Here is a 23,201-nt window from a genome sequence, read left to right as displayed (position 1 = left end):
TCGTCAGTTTGGCGGCCTGGTCGCCGGCTCAATAGGGCCAAGAATGGACAAGCGGGTTGGGACAAGATCAGACTCCAGCGCTGATTCACTGTGAGCCGGATAACGATGTCGTCACTGCCCAAATACCAGGAGATTTACCGGCGCTTTCGCCAGGCCATTGATCAGGGCCAACTGCGTCCTGGCGAACGGGTGCCGTCGGTGCGCAGCCTGGCCCAGGAGCTGAAGGTGGCCCGGGGCACCGTGGAGACCGCCTACCAGTTGCTGGTCAGCGAGGGGTTCTTCCTGGCGCGCGGGCAAGCGGGAACGGTGGTGGCCGATGCGTTGCCGCAGCGGTCAATCAAGTCGCTGGCGGTCGAATCGCAGACCTTGGCGCCGACCTCTGCGCCGCGCCTGTTGCAACTGGGCTTGCCGGCACTCGATAGCTTTCCGCGCAAGTTATGGGCGCGCCTGGTCACCCGGCAGGTCCGGCGTGTCGACGTCAACAGCCTGGCCATGGGTGACGTGCGCGGTGCCCGGTCGCTGCGTGTGGCGATTGCTCAATACCTGGCGCTGTACCGTGGTGTGGCGTGCTCGCCGGAGCAGGTGTTCGTGTGTGCCGGTTACTCGGCGTGCCTCGCGCTGGTGTGTGATGCGTTGCAGATGGCAGGCCAGCAGTGCTGGTTCGAAGACCCGGGCTATTTGCATGCGCGGCAGTTTTTGCTCCACTTGGGGGTGAAGTTAATGCCGGTGCCGGTCGACCGTGACGGGCTCGATGTCGAGGAGGGCGTACGGCGTGCTCCAAAGGCGCGGCTGGCGATTGTCACGCCGGCTCACCAAAGCCCGCTGGGTGTCGCCCTCAGTGCCACCCGGCGCCGTAGCCTGCTCGACTGGGCGCAGGTCCATGGCGGCTGGGTGGTGGAGGACGACTACGACAGTGAGTTTCGTTACAGGGGCCAGCCCTTGGCGGCGCTCAAAAGCCAGGACACGGCGGACCGGGTGATTTACTCGGGCAGCTTCAGCAAGATGCTGTTCCCGGGTTTGCGACTGGGCTATCTGGTGGTGCCGCAGGCGTTGCTCCCGGTCTTTGAGGCCAGCGCCCGCGTCCTGCAAAACCGCAGTGCCGAGTTGCTGCAAGCCACCACCGCCGACTTTCTCGACCAGGGCCATTTCACCCGCCACCTGAAAAAAATGCGCCAGCTCTACACCCAGCGGCGCGGCTTTCTGGTGGATGCGCTGAACAGTCATTGCGGGGCGTTTTTGCAGGTCGATGAGCAGTCTGGCGGGATCAATTTGTTGGCGCGGTTGCGGGTGGAGGTCTCTGATCAGGTGGTTGCGTCTCAGGCCGCCGACGCGGGGCTGGGGATTCAGGCACTGTCTGGCTGGAGTATCGAGACGGAGCGCCAGCAAGGGCTGTTGATGGGTTTCACCAACCTGGCGACACGCCAGCAGGCGGTGGAGGCGGCGTTGCTGTTGCGGGAGGTCATCAAGGGGGCTTTATGAAGGCGGGTTGAACATCTTCATTCGCCACATCCGCTCCGAGCTTCTACCCTGAAGGCATAGCCCTCAGGACGCCAAGCGCTCATGTACAAAGACCTGAAGTTCCCGGTTCTGATCGTACACCGCGACATCAAGGCCGACACCGTTGCCGGCGACCGCGTCCGGGGCATCGCCCGGGAGCTGGAACAGGAGGGCTTCAGTATCTTTTCGGCGGTGGACTACGCCGAGGGGCGCCTGGTGGCTTCGACCCATCACGGCCTGGCCTGCATGCTGATTGCTGCAGAGGGTGCCGGGGAAAATACTCACCTGATGCAAAACATGGTGGAGCTGATCCGGCTGGCGCGGGTGCGGGCGCCGAACCTTCCGATCTTTGCCCTGGGTGAGCAAGTCACCCTGGAAAACGCCCCGGCCGACGCCATGAGTGAACTCAACCAACTGCGGGGCATTCTTTACCTGTTTGAAGACACCGTGCCGTTTCTCGCGCGGCAAGTCGCACGGGCCGCGCGGGCTTACCTGGATGGCCTGTTGCCGCCATTCTTCAAGGCCCTGGTGCAGCACACGGCGGATTCGAATTATTCCTGGCACACCCCCGGCCATGGCGGTGGCGTGGCCTATCGCAAAAGCCCGGTGGGGCAGGCGTTTCATCAGTTCTTCGGGGAAAATACCCTGCGTTCGGACTTGTCGGTGTCGGTGCCGGAATTGGGCTCGCTGCTGGACCACACCGGCCCGCTGGCCGAGGCCGAGGCCCGGGCGGCGCGCAACTTCGGGGCGGATCACACGTACTTCGTGATCAATGGCACGTCCACGGCCAACAAGATCGTCTGGCATTCCATGGTTGGCCGGGATGACCTGGTGCTGGTGGACCGCAACTGCCACAAGTCGGTGCTGCATTCGATCATCATGACCGGCGCCATTCCGTTGTACCTGTGCCCGGAGCGCAATGAACTGGGGATCATCGGGCCGATTCCCCTGAGCGAGTTCAGCCCCGAGTCGATCCGCGCCAAGATCGAGGCCAGCCCACTGACCCGAGGGCGGCCGGCCAAGGTCAAGCTGGCAGTGGTCACCAATTCCACTTACGACGGCCTGTGCTACAACGCCGAACTGATCAAGCAGCAACTGGGCAACAGTGTCGAGGTGCTGCACTTTGACGAGGCGTGGTACGCCTACGCAGCGTTTCACGAGTTCTTCGCCGGGCGCTATGGCATGGGCACGTCGCGCACGGTCGACAGCCCGCTGGTGTTCACCACGCACTCCACCCACAAGCTGCTCGCGGCGTTCAGCCAGGCGTCGATGATCCATGTGCAGGATGGCGGGGCGCGCAAGCTCGACCGCGACCGCTTCAACGAAGCGTTCATGATGCATATTTCCACGTCGCCGCAGTACAGCATCATCGCCTCCCTGGATGTGGCGTCGGCAATGATGGAAGGGCCGGCGGGGCGGTCGTTGCTGCAAGAGATGTTTGACGAGGCCCTGAGCTTTCGTCGCGCCCTGGCCAACCTGCGCCAGCATATTGCCGCCGAAGACTGGTGGTTCTCCATCTGGCAGCCGCCGCTGGTGGCGGGCATTGACCGGGTGGTGACGGCGGACTGGCTGCTGCAACCCCAGGCCGACTGGCATGGCTTTGGCGATATCGCCGAAGACTATGTGCTGCTGGACCCGATAAAGGTCACCCTGGTGATGCCCGGCCTGAACGCCGGCGGCGCCTTGAGCGAGTGCGGAATCCCCGCCGCAGTGGTCAGTAAATTCCTCTGGGAGCGTGGGCTGGTGGTGGAAAAGACCGGGCTGTATTCGTTCCTCGTGCTGTTTTCCATGGGCATCACCAAAGGCAAGTGGAGTACCCTGCTCACCGAATTGCTGGAATTCAAGCGCAGTTATGACGCCAACGTGAGCCTCGCCAGTTGTTTGCCCTCGGTATTTCAGCAGGGCCCGGCGCGGTATCAAGGGCTGGGGTTGAAGGACTTGTGTGACCAGTTGCACAGCTGTTACCGCAGTAATGCCACGGCCAAGCACTTGAAGCGGATGTATACGGTCTTGCCGGAAATCGCGATGAAACCGGCCGACGCCTACGACCTGCTGGTCAAGGGCGAAGTCGAGGCGGTGTCCATCGACGCTTTGCCAGGACGCGTTGCAGCGGTCATGCTGGTGCCTTACCCACCGGGCATTCCGTTGATCATGCCGGGTGAGCGTTTCACCGAGTCGACTCGTTCGATCATTGATTACCTGGCGTTTGCCAGGACGTTCGACAGTAGTTTCCCCGGCTTTGTCGCCGATGTTCATGGACTGCAACACGAAGATGACGGCAATGGTCGCTGTTACACCGTCGATTGCATCAAGGGTTAAGAATGTTTATGCAAGCTGTAATGAACCCGAAGTACCCGGGTCTCAGTGTCCGTGTGGCTGATGAGGGATTTGACGCCTACGTGTGGGGTAACGACTTCAGCTTTGAGGTCAACGCCTACGGTGTGCCGGAAATGGGCAAGCGCGTCGATCAGTGGGCGGTGGAGCGTATCGTGCCGTACCGCAAATGCTACGGCATCGACCCCGAGGAATTCGCCAGCTTCCGTGACGCGGCCGACAGTGCTGTGTTCATGGCGTACCTGGATGACCGGCCCGTTGGGCACATCGTGGTCAGCACCAACTGGAACGGCTTTGCCCATGTGGATGAGCTGGCGGTGGTATTGCCGGCGCGGCGCCACGGGGTGGCCAAGGCGTTGCTGGACGTGGCGCAATTCTGGAGCCGCAAGAAAAACCTGCCGGGGGTGATGCTGGAAACCCAGAACAACAACCTTGGTGCCTGCCGGTTGTATGAGCGCTGCGGGTATGTGATGGGCGGAATCGACCACCTGCGCTATCGCGGGATTGATCCGCAGACCCGTGAAGTGGCGATTTTCTGGTATCGGTTGTTCAAGACAGAACTGGAAGCGGTCTGAGCTTCACCGATCAACTGTAGGAGCTGTCGAGCTTTAGCGAGGCAGCACCTACATTCGATTTGCGCAAGCCAAGTACTTGCGATCAAACACCCAACCCCCAAACTCCCCCCGATCCCCTGTGGGAGCCGTCGAGCCCCAGCGAGGCCGCGATAGCGGTGTGTCAGGCAACCTATTTATCGGCTATGCCGCCGCCATCGCAGCCTCGCTAAAGCTCGACAGCTCCCACATTCGATTTGCGCAAGCCGAGTACTTGCGATCAAACACACAACTACCAAACTCCCCCCGATCCCCAGTGAGAGCCGTCGAGCCCCAGCGAGGCCGCGATAGCGGTGTGTCAGACAACCTCTTTATCGACCATGCCGCCGCCTTCGCAGCCTCGCTAAAGCTCGACAGCCCCCACATTCGATCTGCGCAGCCCGAGTGCTTGCGATCAAACACACAACTACCAAACGTCCCCCGATCCCCTGTGGGAGCCGTCGAGCCCCAGCGAGGCCGCGATGGCGGTGTGTCAGGCAACCTATTTATCGACGATGCCGCCGCCTTCGCAGCCTCGCCAGGGCTCGACAGCTCCCACATTCACGGAAGCGTACTGGTCAGCAGGCTTTCCGCCTTCTCGGTGACAATCTCCAGCAGCGCATTCAAGGCGGGCGACGCTTCGCTGTCCTTCAGGGTCAAGGCATACAAGGTCACCCCCATCGGTGGTGACAACGGGCACGCATCGAGCCCGGCTTCCCGTGCACCGGTGGCGGTGAACGGGTCGACAATCGCCAGGCCTTCCCCAGCTTCAACCATGCTGCGCATCATCTGGTACGTCTGCACCCGCGTCTGTACCACCGGCAGCGGACGCAGGGCTTGCAGCTTGCTGTCCAGCAGGCGGCTCAGCGGGTCCTGGCCTTCAAGGCCGATCATCGACTGCCCGGCCAGTTCCTGTAGCGCAATGTACTTCTGCCGAGGCTTCAGCCAGCCATGGGGCGCGAGCAATTGCAGTTTACCGTGGGCCAGTGGCGTGCTGTGGATCTGCGGATGTTCCGGGTCGTGCAGGCTCAGGCCAAGGTCGGCTTCGTGCAGCAGCAGGCTTTTGACGATGTCCCGGGTGGAGTAGCTGGAGAGGTTGCACGGCGTATCTTGAAAACGTCGGCGCAGCACCGCAATCGCCTGGGGCAACAATTGATTGGCCAGCGGCGGGGTGCACAGTGCGCGCAAGGGCGGGGCATGATGGTGTTTCAGGCTGCTGGCCAGGCGTTGCACCGGCTCAAGGGCGGCATAGAGGCGGGCGATTTCGCCCTGCAGCTCGAGGGTTTCCCGGGTGGCCTGCAAGCGTCCGCGCACACTGGCGAACAGCATGAAACCCAATTGCAACTCGGCATCCTTGAGGGTCGCGTCCACATCGGCCACGGGGAGTTGCAACCATTCGGCGGCGGTGCCGAGGTGTCCGGTCTGCAAAATCGCTTGAATGACTTCGATATGACGTAAACGCATGGCCGGAGTCTATGTTCAGTACGACGTGGATTCAATGGCTCAGGCCAGGGTGTGGAAAAAAGACCCTGCGCGGGAACGGCCCAACTAGACTTGCACGATCAAGTCCCTTGGCGCCTGCAACCAGCAGGTCATACAAAGGGCGTATCAATCAGGGGATCCATGGGGGAGCTTTATCGATGCTCGGTAAAACAGACACACGCGGGTTTTCGTTGTGGGACCTGCTGGTGGTGGTACTGATTGTCGGCGTGTTGGCGGTTGCGGTGGGGCCGCGGATCTTCGGCGACGTGACTCAGTCGGAAATCGCCACGGCCAAGGTCCAACTGAAAGAACTGGGCAAGGCGGTCGAGCAGTTTCATCAGGATGTGGGGCGTTATCCTACCGACGACGAGGGTCTGGCGGTGTTGACTGTTAAGCCTGCGGGGGAAGGGAAGTGGCGGGGGCCCTATCTCAAGGATGAGGACATGCTGACAGACCCCTGGGGCGTGGCCTATCAGTACCACTGTCCTCCCAGCCAGGCCAAAACCAACTTTGATCTGTTCTCGTTCGGCAAGGACCGAACACTGGGAGGCGTCGGCGATAATGTTGATATCGCCTATGGGGAATAAGGTCTTATGAAGCGTGGGTCGTTGCGGATTCGCGGGTGATGATGGTGCCCGACTGAATCAATCTGAATTCATCGCCATCCAGTTTTTCTACGCGGTCGCCAATGGCCAGCTTGTAGGTGGTGGTGGGCGCCGATCCAGCCAGGCCGTCGAGGGGCGGGTTGGATTCCTGGAACTCATGCACCGAATAAACGCGACCTTCTGCGTCTCTGGCATGGAACTGTCCGACAAGTACTGCTGCCATCTGTTTAGAACCTCTGGAGATAAACACTCGATTTGCGGTTCTGTAGACCGTAGGAGAGCGGGGTAGTTTACCTATTGAAAAAAAATACTATTCGTTGACTTTTTCAGACATTACTTACAAGTCCATCTGCGGCGTTAACGTCCCTGGGGATTGCAAAAACGCGCTGGTGGTAGCGTCGCGCAGGCTCTATAACTACAAACTCCTTAAGTCAGAAATCGGGAAACCCCAATGAGCAAGGTCTACACGATTGCCGTACTGGTCGGCAGCTTGAGAAAAGAGTCGATCAACCGCAAGGTCGCCCTGGCATTGGCCGAGTTGGCGCCCGCCAACCTCAAGTTGAACATTGTCGAAATTGGCGATTTGCCGCTCTACAACGAGGACATCGACGGCGCTGCACCGCCGGCAGCCTACAGTACTTTCCGTCAACACGTGCGTTCATCCGACGCGGTGCTGTTTGTGACGCCCGAATACAACCGCTCCGTGCCGGGTGTATTGAAGAATGCGATTGACGTCGGTTCACGTCCTTATGGCCAAAGTGTCTTCAGCGGCAAGCCCGGCGCGGTGATCAGTGTGTCCCCCGGCGCCATCGGCGGTTTTGGGGCCAATCACCATTTGCGCCAGTCGTTGGTGTTCCTTGATGTGCCGTGCATGCAGCAGCCGGAAGCCTACCTGGGCGGCGCGGGCAGTGTGTTCGACGAGTCGGGGAAGGTGTCGGAAAAGACCAAGCCGTTTTTGCAGGCGTTTATTGATGCCTACGGCAAGTGGGTGGAAAAACAGAGCGCATAAGTAACCTGTAGGAGCGAGCTTGCTCGCGAAGAACGTCCAGGCGACGCGAGCTTTCAAATAGCCCGCGTCATCGTTAACGATCTTCGCGAGCAAGCTCGCTCCTACAGTGGCGGGACTTATCTGAGCCAGTTGGTTTTCGCCAGCTCGATCACTTCATCACCACGCCCGCTCATCACCGCCTTGAGCATGTACAGGCTGAAGCCCTTGGCCTGTTCCAGCTTGATGCTCGGTGGCATCACCAGTTCCTGGGTGGCGGTGACCACGTCCACCAGCACCGGGCCGTCATGGGCCAGGGCGCGGCGCAGGGCCGGCTCGAGGTCTTCGGATTGCTCGACACGAATGCCGAGGATGCCCATGGCGTTGGACATGGCAGCGAAGTCCGGGTTTTTCAGTTCGGTGCCGGTGTCCAGATAGCCCGCAGCCTTCATCTCCATGGCGACAAAGCCCAGGGACGAGTTGTTGAACACCACTAATTTCACCGGCAGGTTCAACTGAGCCAGGCTGATGAAGTCGCCCATCAGCATGGTAAAGCCACCGTCGCCAGACATCGAAATCACCTGACGCCCGGGAAATGCCGCTTGTGCGCCGATGGCCTGGGGCATGGCGTTGGCCATCGAGCCATGGTTGAACGAGCCAATCAGCCGGCGCTTGCCGTTCATCTTCAGGTAGCGCGCTGCCCACACCGTAGGCGAGCCAACGTCGGCGGTGAAAATCGCATCGTCGTCCGCCAGCTCACTGAGCAGGCGCGCTACGTATTGCGGATGAATCGGCCGGCCAGCCTTTGACGGTTCCGCCAGGTCATCCAAGCCTTGGCGCGCTTTCTCATAATGCTTGAGCGAGGTTTCGAGGAAGCTGCGATCCGTCTTGCGGGTCAGACGCGGCAACAGCGCTTGAATCGTTTCGCTGACGTCGGCAGCAATCCCCAAGTCCAGCGTGGCACGTCGGCCCAATGCCTGCGGGTTGCGGTCGACTTGGATGATCTTCGCGTCAGTCGGGTAGAACTGGCGATACGGGAAGTCAGTGCCGAGCATGATCAGCGTGTCACAGTTGAGCATGGCGTGGTAACCGGAGCTGAAGCCGATCAGGCCGGTCATGCCGACGTCGAACGGGTTGTCCCACTCCACATGCTCCTTGCCACGCAGGGCGTGAACCACCGGTGCACCGAGGGCGTCGGCCAGGGCTACCACTTCATCGTGGGCGCCGGCACAGCCGCTGCCGCACAGCAGGGTGACTTTGCCGCTGTTTTCGAGGATCTCAGTGAGGCGTTGCAGGTCCTGTTCTGCCGGCAGGGTGCGCGGCGCCAGCAGGGCCGGCCACGGTTTGAACTTGTCTTCCACTTCCAGCAACGACACATCGCCCGGAATCACCACCACCGCCACGCCGCGATTGAGGATCGCCGAGCGCATGGCGCGGTGCAGCACGTGGGGCATCTGTTCGGGGTTGGTCACCAGCTCGATGAAGTGACTGCACTCCTTGAACAATTCCTGGGGATGGGTTTCCTGAAAGTAGTTCAGGCCGATCTCGGAGGAGGGGATCTGTGCAGCGATGGCCAGCACCGGCACATGGTTGCGATGGCAGTCGAACAGGCCATTGATCAAGTGCAGGTTCCCGGGGCCGCAGCTGCCAGCGCATACGGTCAGTTCACCGGTGGCCGCCGCTTCGGCACCGGCGGCAAACGCGGCCACTTCTTCGTGGCGCACGTGCATCCACTCGATGCTGTCCATGGTGCGCAGGGAGTCGGTCAGGCCGTTGAGGCTGTCGCCGGTCAGGCCCCAGATGCGCTTGATGCCCGCCTGTTCAAGGGTGGTCGCCAATTGCTGGGCCAGGGTGATTTTCGCCATGAAGAACTCCAATCGTCAGTGAGTGTAAAAAGCTGCTGATCAGTAGAGGACAGTTCCATGGCGCTGAATGCTCCCCGCTCAATATGAAGAATTGGTCATCGCAGCGCGATATTGGCGGGTGCGCCGGGCGATAAACAGTTGGTCCTTGATCAGCGCCAGCAGCGGCGCCACCCCAGGTTTCGGCTGGCGGCCACGGCTCAGGCGGCGTAACTGATAACGCACCACTGCCATGGTCGCCAGGCTGGCCAGGGGTTTGCGCTTCCAGCGGATGGCCGGCAGTTGCGGGTTGAGATCGCGGCCTGCGCGCCATTGCTTGATCAGGTGCGGCTCCAGGGTCAGGGCGGTGGCGATTCCGGCCATGGCGATGCCGCTGTCCAGGACTTGCTGGACGATTGGCAAACGGCGGATACCACCGGTGACCATCACCGGCATGCTGGCAACTTTCGCCAGGTCGCTGGCCATCTCGATGAAATAGGCTTCGCGGGCCAGGGTCCGTCCGTCGCGGGCTTCGCCTTGCATGGCCGGGGCTTCGTAGCTGCCGCCGGACAACTCCAGCAGGTCGATGGCCAGCGGGTTGAGCAACTCGACCACGGCGCGGGCGTCGGCGGCGTCAAACCCGCCGCGCTGGAAGTCCGCGGAGTTGAGTTTTACCGCCACGCAGAAGTCCGGGCTCACGGCGGCGCGCACGGCCGTGATCACTTCCAGCAGCAGACGTGCGCGGTTTTCCAGGCTGCCGCCCCAGCGGTCCGTGCGCTGGTTGCTCAAGGGCGAGAGAAACTGGCTGATCAGGTAGCCGTGGGCCGCATGAATCTGCGCACCGCTGAAACCGGCTTTTTCGGCGAGACGCGCGCTGGTGGCGAAGCGCGAGATGACGTCCTGTATATCCTTCTCGGTCATCGCCTTGGGCTGGGCGAACATCTTCGAGAAGCCGCCGAGGTCGAGGGGAACGGCCGAGGGCGCCATTGCTTGCTGGCCGAGATTGGCCATGGTCTGCCGGCCCGGATGGTTGAGCTGGACCCAGAATTGCGCGCCCTTGGCCCGGCCAATCGCGGCCCAGCGGCGAAACTCGTCCAGGTGGCGTTCGTCTTCCAGCACCACGCCGCCGGGGCCGGTCATGGCGCGGCGGTCGATCATCACGTTGCCGGTCAGGATCAGCCCGGGTTCGCCTTCGGCCCAGGCTTGATACAGGCGCATCAAGGCCTCGGAAGGCGCCTGGTTGACCTGCGCCATGTTCTCTTCCATCGCCGCCTTGGCGATGCGGTTACTGATGACCTGGCCGTTGGGCAATTGCAACGCTTCAAAGGGCGACATGCTTGACTCCTCACAAAGGGAACGCTCAGGCTAAGCTTAAAGGTCACTTTAAGGTCAATGGGGTCGGCGATGAATATTGGTGAACTGGCGCAACGCAGTGGGCTGGCTGCTTCGAAGATCCGCTATTACGAGGCCCAGGGGCTGATCCAGGTTGAGCGGCAAGGCAACGGATACCGTCGTTATTCAATGCAGACACTGCAGGCGCTGCAATTGATCCAGGGCGCGCAGCGGGCGGGTTTCAGCTTGCAGGAATTGAAGGCGCTGATGCCGGACGACTCACCGAGTGAGGCCAAGCGGGCGCAGATGGTCTTCAGGCTGGAGCACAAGATTGTGCAAATAGAAGAGCTTCAGGCGCGTATGGACCAAAGCAAGGCAGAGTTACGCGCAGTGATCGCAACGATCCAGGCGCACCCGCAAGGCACGCCTTGCACCCAGGCGCAGGAGAAAGTCTGGGCCTCAATCGAGGCGCATAAAAAAACGCCGCGCATCTGACGATACGCGGCGTTTTTCTGACCGGAAATTAAGCCTTAGGCTTGAATGACCGGGATGTTGGCGTTTGCAGCAGCTTCACGGAACTCGGCGATCTGGTCAAAACTCAGGTAGCGATATACGTCGCTGGCCATGGTGTTGATCTTCGCGGCGTATTCCATGTACTCCTCGACGGTCGGCAGGCGACCCAGGATGGAAGCCACCGACGCCAGCTCAGCCGAAGCCAGGTAGACGTTTGCGCCGTCACCCAGACGGTTCGGGAAGTTACGGGTCGAAGTCGACACAACGGTCGAGTTCGGCTCTACACGTGCCTGGTTACCCATGCACAGCGAGCAGCCCGGCATTTCCATGCGCGCGCCAGCCTTGCCGTAGATGCCGTAGTAGCCTTCTTCGGTCAGTTGGTGAGCGTCCATCTTGGTCGGCGGCGACAGCCACAGACGGGTTGGCAGCTGACCCTTGACCTGATCCAGCAGTTTACCGGCAGCGCGGAAGTGACCGATGTTGGTCATGCACGAACCGATGAACACTTCGTCGATCTTCTCGCCAGCAACGCTGGACAGCAGACGGGCGTCGTCCGGATCGTTTGGCGCGCAGAGCACAGGCTCCTTGATGTCGGCCAGGTCGATTTCGATGATTTCAGCGTATTCGGCATCGGCATCGGCAACCATCAGCTCAGGGTTGGCAACCCAAGCTTCCATCGCTTGGGCACGACGTTCCAGGGTACGCGCATCGCCGTAGCCTTCACCGATCATCCAGCGCAGCAGGGTGATGTTGGAGTTCAGGTACTCGGTGATGGATTCTTTCGACAGCTTGATGGTGCAACCGGCAGCCGAACGTTCAGCCGAGGCGTCGGACAGCTCGAAAGCCTGTTCGATGCTCAGGTTGTCCAGGCCTTCGATTTCCAGGATGCGGCCGGAGAACGCGTTCTTCTTGCCTTTCTTCTCTACGGTCAGCAGGCCAGCCTGGATCGCGTAGTAAGGAATGGCGTGAACCAGGTCACGCAGGGTGATACCAGGCTGCATTTCGCCTTTGAAGCGCACCAGAATCGATTCCGGCATGTCCAGTGGCATAACGCCAGTGGCTGCGGCGAACGCTACCAGGCCGGAACCGGCCGGGAATGAAATGCCCATTGGGAAACGGGTGTGGGAGTCACCACCGGTACCGACGGTGTCCGGCAGCAGCATACGGTTCAGCCAGCTGTGGATGATGCCGTCGCCTGGACGCAGCGATACACCGCCACGGGTCATGATGAAGTCAGGCAGGGTGTGGTGGGTGGTCACGTCGATCGGCTTTGGATAGGCCGCGGTATGGCAGAACGACTGCATTACCAGATCGGTCGAGAAGCCCAGGCACGCCAGGTCTTTCAGTTCGTCACGGGTCATAGGACCGGTGGTGTCCTGGGAGCCGACGGTGGTCATCTTCGGTTCGCAGTAGGTGCCTGGACGAACGCCAGCCACGCCGCAGGCCTTGCCGACCATTTTCTGCGCCAGGGTGTAGCCCTTGTCGCTTTCAGCCGGAGCTTCCGGCAGTTTGAACAGGGTCGAAGGCGGCAGACCCAGCTCAACGCGAGCCTTCTCGGTCAGGCCACGGCCGATGATCAGCGGGATACGACCGCCGGCACGGACTTCGTCCAACAGGACCGGGGTCTTCATTTCGAAGGTGGTCAGGACTTCATCGCTGTTGTGCTTGGTGACTTTGCCAGCATGCGGGTACAGGTCGATCACGTCGCCCATGTTCATGTTGGTGACGTCGAATTCGATTGGCAGTGCGCCGGCATCTTCCATGGTGTTGTAGAAGATGGGAGCGATCTTGCTGCCGAAGCAGAAGCCGCCAGCGCGCTTGTTCGGCACGTAAGGAACGTCGTCGCCGAAGAACCACAGCACCGAGTTGGTAGCCGATTTACGCGACGAACCGGTACCGACCACGTCACCGACGTAGGCGATCGGGAAGCCTTGGCCGCGCATTTCTTCGATCTGCTTCATCGGGCCGGTTTTGCCTTGCTCATCCGGCACGATGCCTTCACGGGCCATTTTCAGCATGGCCAGGGCGTGCAGCGGGATGTCAGGACGGGACCAGGCGTCCGGGGCAGGGGACAGGTCGTCGGTGTTGGTTTCGCCAGTCACCTTGAACACGCGCAGGCTGATCTTGTCGGCCAGGGTCGGGCGGTTCTTGAACCACTCGCCGTCGGCCCAGGACTGGATCACGTCTTTGGCGTGCTGGTTGCCGTTCTTGGCTTTTTCCGCGACATCGTGGAAGGCATCGAACATCAGCAGGGTGTGCTTGAGTTGGGCGGCAGCGACGGGAGCCAGGGTGGCGTCGTCCAGCAGCTCGACCAAAGTCACGATGTTGTAGCCGCCCTGCATGGTGCCGAGCAGTTCAACAGCGCGTTTCTTGTCGATCAGAGGGGAAGTGGCTTCGCCCTTGGCCAGGGCAGACAGGAAACCGGCCTTGACGTAGGCAGCTTCGTCAACGCCTGGTGGAATGCGGTTGGTGATCAGGTCAACGAGGAATTCTTCTTCGCCAGCCGGAGGATTTTTCAGCAGCTCGACCAGGCCTGCGGTTTGTTCGGCGTTAAGCGGCTGGGGAACGATACCCAGGGCTGCACGCTCTTCGATATGTTTGCGGTAGGCTTCAAGCACAGTTATTACCCTCATCAGTGGTCCCACGGGACGCTCATCCAGAAATGCACGGCACGCATGCGCTCAGGGGCTTTTTGGGCCGTAGAGCCAGCGCTGCCGGCAATCCTCACAGAAGCTGCTTTCAAAGTTTTACGCCTGCAGAACGGAGCTGATGAGGGTTGGCGCTGGCTATTTACCGGGTAAATAACCATCGCCAACACCGTTCTTTAGGAACGACTGTGCTCGTGACGCTTTGAAAACAGCTTCCAACGGATTATTGGCGCCTTACAAGGCCGGATGATTCTACGGCAAAAAATTTCTAAACGTAAGTTGCCTTGCCAAGTTTGCAGGGTGATCAACCTTAGACAAAGGGCTAACATGTGCAACTGTTTCGCTGATTTGTGCGTTGTCGATCATGTCTAATCAAACCATCAAGACCCCTTGCGTAGGCCTGTGCTCCACGGTTTACGGCGATCTTGTGTGCCGGGGGTGTAAGCGGTTTCACCATGAGGTGATTCAGTGGAACGGGTATAACGAGGAAGAGAAACGAGCGGTTTGGCTGCGGCTGGAGCAGTTGTTGGTGCAGGTGATGGCCGGGAAGCTTGAGGTGTTTGACCCGAAAATGCTGCGTGGGCAGTTGGAGCAGCGCAAGATTCGGTTTGTGCCGCATCAGTCGGAGTACTGCTGGGCGTATCAGTTGATTGCCCGGGGGTCGAGGGTGATTACCAATCTGGAGGCGTATGGCATGGTGCTGATGCCGGAGTTTCGGGAGTGGGGGTTGCCGGATTTGCGGGATGCCATTGACCGGGAGTTTTTCATTCTGTCTGAGGCGCATTATCAGCGGTATATCGCGCCGGGGTTTTTGCGGGATGCTTTTGGGGGCTGATGGTGTACATATCCGTTATTTAGGTAACGGCCACTTAGGGTTCCGCTCTTACAGCGGGTCACTTTTGAAAAGCGCAAAAGTAACCAAAACGCTCTGCCCCGCCTGTCGGCACCTCGCTTAGGCTCGGCGTTCCCTCACTCCGGTATTGCTCCGCGGGCCGCCGCGACGGGCCATCCATGGCCCGGCGCGGCTAAACCGGCGTCCTGCCGGTTTACCCGCTCCTCAATACCTGCGTTCGGCCTCGGGCTGAATGGGGCAGTCAGATCAAGATCAAAAGCAAGAGCACAGCGGCCTCCCGGCCGGCTTGAGTGTTAAGAGCGAAAGCAAAGCTGCTCTTCTGTAGGAGCGAGCTTGCTCGCGAAAAACCTGAGGGCGCCGCGTTCATTCAGGATGCCCGCGTCATCGTTAACGACCTTCGCGAGCAAGCCCGCTCCCACATTTGGACCGTGCCCGCTCTTGATTTCGCTGTTGCTGTTGCTGTTGCTTCACCACACTCAAGCCGGCCTGTAGGCCGCTGTGCTCTTGATCTGCTTTTGATCTTGATCTTAGGCGCCCCGTTAACCACGCTGGCCGAACGCAGGCTTTGGAGCGTGGGTAACCCGGCAGGACGCCGGGTTAGCCGCGCCGGGCCATGGATGGCCCGTCGCGGCGGCCCACGCTCCAAAGCCGGAGTGAGGGCACACCGAGCTTAAGCGAGGTGCCGAGTGGTGGGGCAAGAGCCTTTTGGTTACTTTTGGGCTCCTTTCAAAAGTGACCCGCTGTAAGAGCGGAACCAATACAAACCATCACCCAAAAAACGGATATGCCCCCAAAAAGAAGCATCACCCATTAGCCAGCTCTTCCAGATGATCCATCAACTCCTGCGGCTTAAGCACCAACACATCACTGTCCACCGCATCCAGCACCACCTCCGCCGTATTCCCGATCAACGCCCCGGTAATCCCCGTACGCGCCACGGTACCGATAATGGTCACCGCCGCCTGCCACTTATGCACCGCATGAGGAATCAACACATCCGCCGGCCCTTCCTCGATATGCAGATGCGTGTCGTCAATATCAAACTCCGCCTGAAACGCCTTGCACTGCTCACGATACCGCGCCTCGATCGTCTCCTTGAGCTGAAACACCGGATCCGCCGCCGACAGCATCGGCGACGGATGCGCACTGATCACATGCAACTGCGCCTTGGCCAGGCTCGCAATATCAAACCCATGATCAATGATCGAGTTATGCAACGCCTGATGCTCCGCATCGGAATTCCCCACATCAATCGCCGCCAGAATCACCCCGCCCGCCCACGGCGTGGACGTCTTCACCAGCAGCACCGGGGTAGGGCAGTAGCGCATCAGCTTCCAGTCGGCAGGCGTCAACAGCGCTTTTTTCAGCGGGCTATCAGCAAAGTGCTGCTTGACCACCAACCCACACCCCTCCGCCTGCTGCACATCGATGATGGTTTCATGCAGGCTGTCATTCCACGCCTGTTCGGTGGTGACGCTGTAGCCATCCTCCTGCAAACCCGCCTTCAGCAGGCTCAACATCGCCGAATGCTCATGCCTCTTGTCACACACCAACAAATGCAAATGGGCCCCGGTGACGCCGGCAATCAGTTTGGCGCGCTTGAGGGCCAGGCTTTCCGAATGCTCGGGCTCAATGACCACCAGGATGCTGCGGATGGCTTGCATGGTCGGGTTCTCCAAAAAAGGGTGGGCGTGGAACAACTATAGTTGCTGCTCGGCACACGTCATGTTGATGCACATCAAGCCCGGTGGCTGGCGGTCTGCGGCGCGGTCGGTATAATCGCCGGCCTTTTGTGAATCTTTGCCCGTGAGCCCGATGAACCTGCCAGAAATCTACGAATTCCTCGGTTGCCGCACCCCCGACGGCTGGGTCCAGGCCGCATTGGCCGACCAGGAAACCTTGCTGATCGACCACAAGAACTGCGAATTCAAGGCCGCCAGCACCGCCTTGAGCCTGATCGCCAAGTACCATTCCCATGTCGACCTGATCAACCTGATGTCGCGCCTGGCCCGGGAAGAACTGGTGCACCACGAACAAGTCATGCGCCTGATGAAGAAGCGCAAGATCGAGCTGCGACAGCTGTCCGCCGGCCGCTACGCTTCGGGTTTGCGCAAAGTGGTGCGTAGCCATGAGCCGGTCAAGCTGGTGGATACCCTCGTGGTCGGCGCGTTTATCGAAGCCCGCAGTTGCGAGCGTTTCGAAGCACTGGTACCGCATTTGGACGAAGAACTCGGCAAGTTCTACTTCGGCCTGCTGAAAAGCGAGGCCCGGCATTTCCAGGGTTACCTGAAACTGGCTTACCAGTACGGTGACGCCAAGGACATCGCCCAAGTCATCGACCGCGTGCGCGCCGCCGAGCAGGAACTGATCGAGTCACCGGACGTCGAGTTCCGCTTTCACAGTGGCGTGCCGGCCTGACACCACGTACACCAGCGCACCGATCAATACGGTGATCCCGGCCAGTAGCAGGATCACCGTCTGCGTCCCCAGCGGTGCCGCGAGTACTGCAATCAGCAACCCGGCCAACGGCTGCGAGAGATTGTTGAGCAACGTGATCACCCCCACGGTCTTGCCAAAATCCTGAGTCGGAATCACCCGCTGGCGGATGCTGCGCATATATACGTTGAACATCTTGTCGAAACCGGTCACCAGCAGGAAGCCTGCGGTATAGGCCCAGACGTTCGGGCTGATCGCTGTCACCAGCGCACCCACGGCAATCATTGAATACGACAGGCCGCCGACCACCTTCAACGGCAGGGTAGCGCGAGCCAGATAGAACAGAATGACAATGGTCACCACGGCACCCGCCGCCTGCAGGCCGGCGTAGGTGTCCTTGCCGGCGGCGTATTGACCGATGACCATGGCGGCCGACGTGGCCAGGGTGACGCCGATGATCAGGTTCACGCCCACCGCCAGGGCGATGATCCGTTTCAGTTCCGGCAGGCTGCGGATATGCCCGAAGGCGATGCGCAGCGGTTGCAACCAGATGTCATGGTGCTGCTCGAAGGTCTCCAGGTTGACCGTGGTGTTGCGCTGCCAGATCAGCATCGCCAGGTCTGCCAGCAGGAACAGCCCGGCAATCCCCAGCACTACCCAATGCCAGGCCCAGACTTCCAGCATCAACGCCGCCACCAACGGGCCCAGCACCAACCCGGTCTGGTCGGCAATCTGCGAGTACGACAAAGTCTTGGCGTAGGTGTAATGCTTGAAGATATGCGGCATCACCACTTCCCGGGCCATGATGCCCTGGGTGGTCAGCACGCCACACAGCGCCGAAAGAATGACAATCCAGTAGATCCCGTCAAACGCCCCATACAGCAGCACCGCCAGCACGCAGGCAACCGCCCGGTAAACCTGGCTGATGTGCAGGATGCGAACGGGAGAAAACTTGTCGCACAACGCGCCGCACACCGGGAATGACAAAAAACGCGGCAGTGACTCGACAAAAAACGCCAGGCCGGCCCAGGACACACTGTTGGTGGTCTGAAACACGATCAACGGCACGATGAATAACAAAATCTGGTCGGCCAGCCGCGACAGAAACAGTGAAATGAAGAAAGCCAGGTAATCCTTGCGCATACAACTCCCTGTGAATGGCGTTAAAGATTGCAGGTTATTTGTTAAAAACTCTTAAAAGCATGAAGCTTCGTCGGCCAGTGATGGCCAGCTGCTTTAGTTGCCCAGCTTGCCACCTATAATGCGCACACTTCAATCCGCGCGCGTACTGGAAAAATATGGATAACTTGGGTCTCGGCAAGGTATTGCTCGTGGAGGACGATCAGAAGCTGGCAGGGCTGATCGCCCATTTCCTGTCCCAGCATGGCTTCGAGGTGCTGGCCGTGCACCGTGGCGACCTGGCGCTGGCGGCCTTCCTGGAGTTCAAGCCGAAGATCGTCGTGCTCGACCTGATGCTGCCCGGCCAGAGCGGCCTGCATGTGTGTCGCGAAATTCGCAATGTGTCCGACACGCCGATCGTGATCCTCACCGCCAAGGAAGACGACCTGGACCATATCCTCGGCCTGGAATCCGGCGCCGACGACTATGTGATCAAACCGATCAAACCGCCCGTGCTGCTGGCCCGCTTGCGTGCCCTGCAACGCCGCCAGACGCCGGAACCCACGGTGCGCGGCGCCCTTGAGTTTGGCCGGCTGACTATCGATCGCAGTTGCCGGGTGGTAAGCCTGGGTGGCGAGAAGATCGACCTGACCACCATGGAATTCGAACTGCTGTGGTTGCTGGCCAGCGCCGCCGGGAAAATCCTCTCCCGCGACGACATCCTCAATCGCATGCGCGGGATTGCCTTTGACGGGCTCAATCGCAGTGTCGACGTGTACATCAGCAAGCTGCGCGGCAAGCTCAATGACAATCCCCGGGAACCGGTGTGCATCAAGACCATCTGGGGCAAGGGTTACCTGTTCAATCCGTTCGCCTGGGAGATTTAGATGTTAAGGCTGTTTCTGCGTCTGTATATCATCCTGGCCATTGGTTTGGCCGGGGCGATCTGGCTGGTGAACTACACCTTCGATGAGTTGCTGCCGGAGGCCAACGAAACCTATAACCGCGAAGCCCTTCGCGGCCCGGCCTATGGGCTGCTGGAACAATTGCGGCCAGTGACCGGTGAAGCGCGGGCCGCACGCCTGGCGGAGTTGCAACCGCACTATGGGCTGCGCCTCGCGCTGGTGCCGCAGGACGCGCTGAAACTGACCGAACGTGAACAGCAACTGCTGGCCGGTGGCGAGTTGGTGGTGCGCGGCGATTTCATGGAATTCATCGCCAACATCGACGGCGGCAAGCAGCTGCTGGAAATCAAGCTGCCGGAAGAACCCAAGTGGCTCTACCTGTGGGCGTATGGCTTCCTTGGCGTGTGCCTGGCGATCGTGCTGTATTTCTGGGTACGCCCGCATTGGCGCGACCTGGAGCACATTCGCCTGGCAGCCCAGCGCTTTGGTGACAACGACCTGGGTTCACGCATCCTGTTGCCGCGCCGCTCCACCGTGCGCGAGCTGGCGGGGCACTTCAACCAGATGGCCGAGCGCATCGAAAGCCTGATCGCCAATCAGCGCGAGTTGACCAACGCGGTCTCCCACGAACTGCGCACGCCGATTGCGCGGCTGTCGTTTGAACTCGACCAACTCAAGCAACAGGCCGACCCACGGGAGAGTCGCGCGCTGATCGCCGACATGTACGCCGACCTCGGCGAGCTGGAAGAAATGGTCTCGGAACTGTTGACCTACGCCAGCCTGGAGCGCGGCGCCACGCAGATCACTCGGGAAAGCATTGAGGCCCACAGCTGGCTCGACAGTGTGATCGGCAGCGTTGCCCTGGAGGCCGAGGCGGCGGGGGTGCAGTTGCTGCTGCGCACTTGTGAAGTCGATTACATCCGCATTGAGCCGCGCTTTATGGCGCGGGCGGTGATCAACCTGTTGCGCAATGCGATTCGCTACGCCGACCGGCGTGTGGAAGTGTCGCTGGTGAAGTTTGGTGCCGGCTATGAAGTGCGGGTGAATGATGATGGGCCGGGGGTGCCGATGGAAGGGCGGGCGAAGATTTTCGAACCGTTCCTGCGCCTGGACGCCAGCCGCGACCGCCGCACCGGTGGTTTCGGCCTTGGCCTGGCGCTGGTGCGGCGGGTGTGCCAGTGGCATGGCGGGCAGGTTGAAGTGCTGGATTCGGAGTGGGGCGGGGCGTCGTTCCGGATGACCTGGGCGTATGCCGAGTAATCATCCAAGAGCCATGGAGATCAAATGTGGGAGCGGGCTTGCTCGCGAAGACGGTGTTTCAGTCAACGTATCCGGCGACTGATCCACCGCCTTCGCGAGCAAGCCCGCTCCCACATTTTGATGGGGTTACCAAAATTAGAAAGTGTACTCGACCATCCCCATCACCGACGTCTGCAACCGCCGCTCCACAATCGGGCTCTGGCCTGCCTTGTCCGCCAGGTACTGCACATCCAGCAGCGTCGAAAACTGGGTGTGCTCACTGATCGGCAAACTCCACACCAGGTTCATCCCGTTGCTGATATTGCCGCCGCTGGCCTTGTAGGCCTTGAAGCGGCTCTGCGCGGCCTGGCCGGTGGTGACGCCGTACCAGGTCTGCAGGTAGTTGCTGTCGCCAAAATGGCTGCTGAGGCTGGCGTCCAGCGAACCATAGTCGCCGTCATACAGGTTAGTGCCCAGGCTCAGTTCCAGATGGGTGAAGGCCTTGCCGGAATCCTTGTGATCATCTTCTTCGAGCGCATGTTCCAGGGTGGCGCCGACAATCACACCGCCCAGGTTGTAGCTGCCACTGACACCCACTTGGGCGCGGGTCTTGATTTCGCCCATGCCCTTGAGTTTCTTCGAGCCCGGGCGACCGCTCTTGCTTTCATCCTTGCGATTGCCACTGGCGCCGACGTAGGCGCTGAAGCTCGCGCCGCCGCCTTCATAACCCCAGCCCAGGCCTTTGTCGGTGTCGAGGAAAACGCCCCACGGGCTGACGATGGCCGCCCCCAGCACCGGCGCGGTCACCCGCTCGTCGCTGCCGCTGTAGCGGGGCAGGTTGGCCACGCCGGCCTTGAGGGTGTATTCCCAGTCGTCGGCCAGCAGGGTGTCGGCGCTGGCCAGCAGGCACAGCGACGTCAGGGACAGGCAAAGGTTTTTTGAACGCATGATGGTCTTCATGTGAGGTCAGAGACTCAAGGGGTTGTGGGGGGAATCCGTACGTTTGAACTGGTAGCCGGAGGCGCTCAGGCCATTGATCTGGCGGCTCACGGTGTCCCCCAGGCCATAGCCGTTGCCGGCAAGTACCGCGTGGGCGTTGTCCACGGGCAGCAGGATGTAGTCGGTCAGCGGCTCGTCGTGCAGTTGGCCGCGGATCACCAGGAAGCCGTTTTCCAGGCGCACGCTGATGCCGCTCAAGGGCGCGTCGGGTTCGTGGGTGTTAAGCACTTGATAGGTGCCGATGGTGCCGGCCCACGCGGTGCTCAGTGGGGTCTGTTCGATGCGTTCGCCCACAGGCACACGCTGGCCATTGCTGCGGGCGGTGAGCATCTGGCGGCCTTGCACCGTCACCACGTCCAGCTGCACGCGGCCCAGTTCGCCCAGGTCCTTGAGCCAGAAACCGAGAAATTTCTGCTGCGCCCGCAGCCAGCCCTGGCCGTCACGCAGCAGTTCGAAACGGGTGTCGGCCAACTCGCCATACAACTGACCGTTTTCGTCCTTGATACGGAAAATGCCCCACGCCGTGGCGTAGAAACCGGCCAGGCGCTTGCGGTCGATGGCGGCGGGCACCTGGCGGATTTTCAGGCCGTGGGCCGGCTGCTGGCAGTCGTCGGAACACACCGGGTCGCCGGTCTGGGCCTGAAGCATCAGGCGCAGGGTGTCGGTGGTCAGGGAGACCACCATCTCTTCGGCGCTGCTGTCGTTGGCCATCACGATTACGGCCAATTGCTGGTCCGGCAGCATCGTCAGTTGTGTGGCGAAATCATCCCCGCCACCGCTGTGCTGGAAGGTGCGTATCCCGGGGCCGACCGGCTCATCACCACAGGGCGCGAGAAACCACCCCAGGCCCATCTGGCAGTCGAAGTCCAGGGCATTCCCGGTGTTTTGCTGGGTGAACATTTCGTCAATCGACTGGCTGCCCACCACCTGTTTGTCTTTGTAGCGGCCTCGGGCAAAGAGCATTCGCACATAGTGGCTGAGGTCTTTGGGGCTGGCCCACAAGCCACCGGCGGCGAGGTCACGCACCTGGGCGTCGGGGCTGACGGTGCCGTCTTCATAACCCACGGCCCGGAAGCTCAGTTGCGCGCCGGTGCCGACGAAGCTCGACTGGTTCATCTCCAGGGGCTTGAGCAGGCTGCTTTGCAGGCGGTTTTCAAAGTCTTGCCCGCTGCTGCGCTCAATGGCGGCACCGACCAGGGCGTAGCCGAGGTTGGAATACGCCACTTGGGTGCCCGGCGGAGTGCTCAGCCAAACGCCCGAAACACGCATCGGCATCTGGCCCATGGCGAAGGTGTTGCGCACATCCCGCAAGTGTTCGCTGGGCAGGCCCGACTGGTGGCTGAGCAGGCGGCGCAGAGTGATGTCGCGGTCGGCGGCCGCCTGGTCGGAATGAAAGCGCGAGCGTACGTAGAACTCCCGCAGGGTGTCCTGGATCGGGGCATCGAGGGCCAGACGCTGTTGCTCCACCAGTTGCAGGGCCGCGGTGGCAGTGAGCAGTTTGGAGAGGGCGCCGGCGCGGAACGCCGTATTGGGGGTTACCGGTTTGCCCAAGGCTTTGTCGGCAACGCCGAAGCCGTGGGCCCAGATCAGTTCCTGGCCATTGACCAGGGCGATGGACAGGCCGGGTATGTTTTGCCTGGCCATTTCAACCGGAATGCGTTTTTGCAGGTAGCGGATGATTGCGCTGTAGTCGCCCTTGGGGATGGGCGGCGGGGCCGGCGGTTGGCCGTGGCAGCCGAGACTGCCCAGCAAGAAACCCAGCAGCGGAATACTGCGCAATGTGCGAAACATGAGGAGCACCCGAGGGGTGGTTTGGATGCTCG

Annotated in this window: 19 protein-coding genes; 10 read left to right on the top strand and 9 right to left on the bottom strand. The window is 60.8% G+C overall.

Annotated features, from left to right (window positions below; genetic code table 11):
• The first annotated feature begins 105 nt into the window (after positions 1-105).
• From HBJ59_RS18710 to HBJ59_RS18700, 3 genes are all read left to right on the top strand, one after another.
• Positions 106-1,479: a PLP-dependent aminotransferase family protein gene (locus tag HBJ59_RS18710; protein ID WP_167664392.1), complete on the top strand. Its 1,374-nt coding sequence runs from the start codon at positions 106-108 to the stop codon at positions 1,477-1,479.
• Positions 1,480-1,560: 81 nt separating this feature from the next.
• Positions 1,561-3,816, top strand: coding sequence for an arginine/lysine/ornithine decarboxylase (locus HBJ59_RS18705; RefSeq protein WP_167664391.1), 2,256 nt, complete (start codon positions 1,561-1,563; stop codon positions 3,814-3,816).
• 20 nt (positions 3,817-3,836) lie between these two features.
• Positions 3,837-4,406 carry a GNAT family N-acetyltransferase gene (locus tag HBJ59_RS18700; RefSeq protein ID WP_167664464.1) on the top strand — a complete coding sequence of 190 codons (570 nt, stop codon included), beginning with the start codon at positions 3,837-3,839 and terminating at the stop codon, positions 4,404-4,406.
• 576 nt (positions 4,407-4,982) lie between these two features.
• Here the strand turns inward: HBJ59_RS18700 and HBJ59_RS18695 are convergent.
• Complete coding sequence (locus HBJ59_RS18695; protein ID WP_167664390.1) at positions 4,983-5,885, bottom strand: LysR substrate-binding domain-containing protein; 903 nt, start codon at positions 5,883-5,885, stop codon at positions 4,983-4,985.
• Between the two features lie 176 nt (positions 5,886-6,061).
• Between HBJ59_RS18695 and gspG the strand changes: the two genes are divergently transcribed.
• The gene (gene gspG, locus HBJ59_RS18690) at positions 6,062-6,490 is read left to right on the top strand and encodes a type II secretion system major pseudopilin GspG (RefSeq protein WP_076013375.1); all 429 of its coding nucleotides are present in this window, start codon (positions 6,062-6,064) and stop codon (positions 6,488-6,490) included.
• Between the two features lie 4 nt (positions 6,491-6,494).
• On the opposite strand, the gene HBJ59_RS18685 is transcribed toward gspG, so the two are convergent.
• Entirely contained in the window at positions 6,495-6,731 is a 237-nt protein-coding gene (locus tag HBJ59_RS18685; protein WP_076013376.1) for a hypothetical protein, read from the bottom strand.
• 228 nt (positions 6,732-6,959) lie between these two features.
• Here HBJ59_RS18685 and HBJ59_RS18680 point away from each other — a divergent pair, with 228 nt between their 5' ends.
• Positions 6,960-7,517 (top strand): NADPH-dependent FMN reductase, encoded by a 558-nt coding sequence (locus tag HBJ59_RS18680; RefSeq protein WP_076013377.1) that lies wholly within the window; start codon positions 6,960-6,962, stop codon positions 7,515-7,517.
• Positions 7,518-7,633: 116 nt separating this feature from the next.
• On the opposite strand, the gene poxB is transcribed toward HBJ59_RS18680, so the two are convergent.
• The gene (gene poxB, locus HBJ59_RS18675) at positions 7,634-9,358 is read right to left on the bottom strand and encodes a ubiquinone-dependent pyruvate dehydrogenase (RefSeq protein ID WP_076013378.1); all 1,725 of its coding nucleotides are present in this window, start codon (positions 9,356-9,358) and stop codon (positions 7,634-7,636) included.
• A 78-nt stretch (positions 9,359-9,436) separates the two neighbouring features.
• On the bottom strand, positions 9,437-10,669 hold the full coding sequence (locus HBJ59_RS18670) for an NADH:flavin oxidoreductase/NADH oxidase family protein (protein ID WP_167664389.1): 1,233 nt from the start codon (positions 10,667-10,669) through the stop codon (positions 9,437-9,439).
• Positions 10,670-10,738: 69 nt separating this feature from the next.
• On the opposite strand from HBJ59_RS18670, the gene HBJ59_RS18665 reads away from it, so the two are divergent.
• Entirely contained in the window at positions 10,739-11,161 is a 423-nt protein-coding gene (locus HBJ59_RS18665) for a MerR family transcriptional regulator (protein ID WP_076013380.1), read from the top strand.
• Positions 11,162-11,196: 35 nt separating this feature from the next.
• On the opposite strand, the gene acnB is transcribed toward HBJ59_RS18665, so the two are convergent.
• The gene (acnB, locus tag HBJ59_RS18660) at positions 11,197-13,797 is read right to left on the bottom strand and encodes a bifunctional aconitate hydratase 2/2-methylisocitrate dehydratase (protein WP_167664463.1); all 2,601 of its coding nucleotides are present in this window, start codon (positions 13,795-13,797) and stop codon (positions 11,197-11,199) included.
• A gap of 394 nt (positions 13,798-14,191) precedes the next feature.
• Between acnB and HBJ59_RS18655 the strand changes: the two genes are divergently transcribed.
• Entirely contained in the window at positions 14,192-14,662 is a 471-nt protein-coding gene (locus tag HBJ59_RS18655; protein ID WP_167664388.1) for a DUF1289 domain-containing protein, read from the top strand.
• Positions 14,663-15,483: 821 nt separating this feature from the next.
• On the opposite strand, the gene HBJ59_RS18650 is transcribed toward HBJ59_RS18655, so the two are convergent.
• Positions 15,484-16,344 (bottom strand): universal stress protein, encoded by an 861-nt coding sequence (locus HBJ59_RS18650; RefSeq protein ID WP_076013383.1) that lies wholly within the window; start codon positions 16,342-16,344, stop codon positions 15,484-15,486.
• A gap of 151 nt (positions 16,345-16,495) precedes the next feature.
• Between HBJ59_RS18650 and HBJ59_RS18645 the strand changes: the two genes are divergently transcribed.
• Positions 16,496-17,098: a tRNA-(ms[2]io[6]A)-hydroxylase gene (locus HBJ59_RS18645; protein ID WP_167664387.1), complete on the top strand. Its 603-nt coding sequence runs from the start codon at positions 16,496-16,498 to the stop codon at positions 17,096-17,098.
• On the opposite strand, the gene HBJ59_RS18640 is transcribed toward HBJ59_RS18645, so the two are convergent.
• Positions 17,054-18,259: an MFS transporter gene (locus tag HBJ59_RS18640; protein WP_167664386.1), complete on the bottom strand. Its 1,206-nt coding sequence runs from the start codon at positions 18,257-18,259 to the stop codon at positions 17,054-17,056. The two genes, HBJ59_RS18645 and HBJ59_RS18640, sit on opposite strands and share 45 nt — an antisense overlap.
• Before the next feature lie 155 nt (positions 18,260-18,414).
• Between HBJ59_RS18640 and HBJ59_RS18635 the strand changes: the two genes are divergently transcribed.
• Both HBJ59_RS18635 and HBJ59_RS18630 read left to right on the top strand, forming a co-directional pair.
• Entirely contained in the window at positions 18,415-19,122 is a 708-nt protein-coding gene (locus HBJ59_RS18635) for a winged helix-turn-helix domain-containing protein (protein WP_076013385.1), read from the top strand.
• Entirely contained in the window at positions 19,123-20,400 is a 1,278-nt protein-coding gene (locus HBJ59_RS18630) for an ATP-binding protein (RefSeq protein ID WP_076013386.1), read from the top strand.
• 135 nt (positions 20,401-20,535) lie between these two features.
• Here the strand turns inward: HBJ59_RS18630 and HBJ59_RS18625 are convergent, their stop codons facing one another.
• Together HBJ59_RS18625 and HBJ59_RS18620 are read right to left on the bottom strand one after the other, a co-directional pair.
• Positions 20,536-21,339, bottom strand: coding sequence for a MipA/OmpV family protein (locus HBJ59_RS18625; protein ID WP_178124276.1), 804 nt, complete (start codon positions 21,337-21,339; stop codon positions 20,536-20,538).
• A 6-nt stretch (positions 21,340-21,345) separates the two neighbouring features.
• Positions 21,346-23,169 carry a serine hydrolase gene (locus HBJ59_RS18620; RefSeq protein ID WP_167664384.1) on the bottom strand — a complete coding sequence of 608 codons (1,824 nt, stop codon included), beginning with the start codon at positions 23,167-23,169 and terminating at the stop codon, positions 21,346-21,348.
• Between the last annotated feature and the right edge of the window lie 32 nt (positions 23,170-23,201).

Origin of the sequence: Pseudomonas sp. AN3A02, from assembly GCF_011765255.1 — a bacterium.
In the GTDB taxonomy this organism is placed as follows: Bacteria; Pseudomonadota; Gammaproteobacteria; order Pseudomonadales; family Pseudomonadaceae; genus Aquipseudomonas.
The sequence above is the reverse complement of the archived record's forward strand: the minus strand, read 5'-3'. Positions and strand labels throughout refer to the sequence as shown.

Bases quoted from the DNA above. Each gene is read 5' to 3' on its own strand.
- HBJ59_RS18710 (WP_167664392.1), top strand. From the start codon at position 106: ATGTCGTCACTGCCCAAATACCAGGAGATTTACCGGCGCTTTCGCCAG.
- HBJ59_RS18705 (WP_167664391.1), top strand. From the start codon at position 1,561: ATGTACAAAGACCTGAAGTTCCCGGTTCTGATCGTACACCGCGACATC.
- HBJ59_RS18700 (WP_167664464.1), top strand. From the start codon at position 3,837: ATGAACCCGAAGTACCCGGGTCTCAGTGTCCGTGTGGCTGATGAGGGA.
- HBJ59_RS18695 (WP_167664390.1), bottom strand. From the start codon at position 5,885: ATGCGTTTACGTCATATCGAAGTCATTCAAGCGATTTTGCAGACCGGA.
- gspG (WP_076013375.1), top strand. From the start codon at position 6,062: ATGCTCGGTAAAACAGACACACGCGGGTTTTCGTTGTGGGACCTGCTG.
- HBJ59_RS18685 (WP_076013376.1), bottom strand. From the start codon at position 6,731: ATGGCAGCAGTACTTGTCGGACAGTTCCATGCCAGAGACGCAGAAGGT.
- HBJ59_RS18680 (WP_076013377.1), top strand. From the start codon at position 6,960: ATGAGCAAGGTCTACACGATTGCCGTACTGGTCGGCAGCTTGAGAAAA.
- poxB (WP_076013378.1), bottom strand. From the start codon at position 9,358: ATGGCGAAAATCACCCTGGCCCAGCAATTGGCGACCACCCTTGAACAG.
- HBJ59_RS18670 (WP_167664389.1), bottom strand. From the start codon at position 10,669: ATGTCGCCCTTTGAAGCGTTGCAATTGCCCAACGGCCAGGTCATCAGT.
- HBJ59_RS18665 (WP_076013380.1), top strand. From the start codon at position 10,739: ATGAATATTGGTGAACTGGCGCAACGCAGTGGGCTGGCTGCTTCGAAG.
- HBJ59_RS18655 (WP_167664388.1), top strand. From the start codon at position 14,192: ATGTCTAATCAAACCATCAAGACCCCTTGCGTAGGCCTGTGCTCCACG.
- HBJ59_RS18650 (WP_076013383.1), bottom strand. From the start codon at position 16,344: ATGCAAGCCATCCGCAGCATCCTGGTGGTCATTGAGCCCGAGCATTCG.
- HBJ59_RS18645 (WP_167664387.1), top strand. From the start codon at position 16,496: ATGAACCTGCCAGAAATCTACGAATTCCTCGGTTGCCGCACCCCCGAC.
- HBJ59_RS18640 (WP_167664386.1), bottom strand. From the start codon at position 18,259: ATGCGCAAGGATTACCTGGCTTTCTTCATTTCACTGTTTCTGTCGCGG.
- HBJ59_RS18635 (WP_076013385.1), top strand. From the start codon at position 18,415: ATGGATAACTTGGGTCTCGGCAAGGTATTGCTCGTGGAGGACGATCAG.
- HBJ59_RS18630 (WP_076013386.1), top strand. From the start codon at position 19,123: ATGTTAAGGCTGTTTCTGCGTCTGTATATCATCCTGGCCATTGGTTTG.
- HBJ59_RS18625 (WP_178124276.1), bottom strand. From the start codon at position 21,339: ATGAAGACCATCATGCGTTCAAAAAACCTTTGCCTGTCCCTGACGTCG.
- HBJ59_RS18620 (WP_167664384.1), bottom strand. From the start codon at position 23,169: ATGTTTCGCACATTGCGCAGTATTCCGCTGCTGGGTTTCTTGCTGGGC.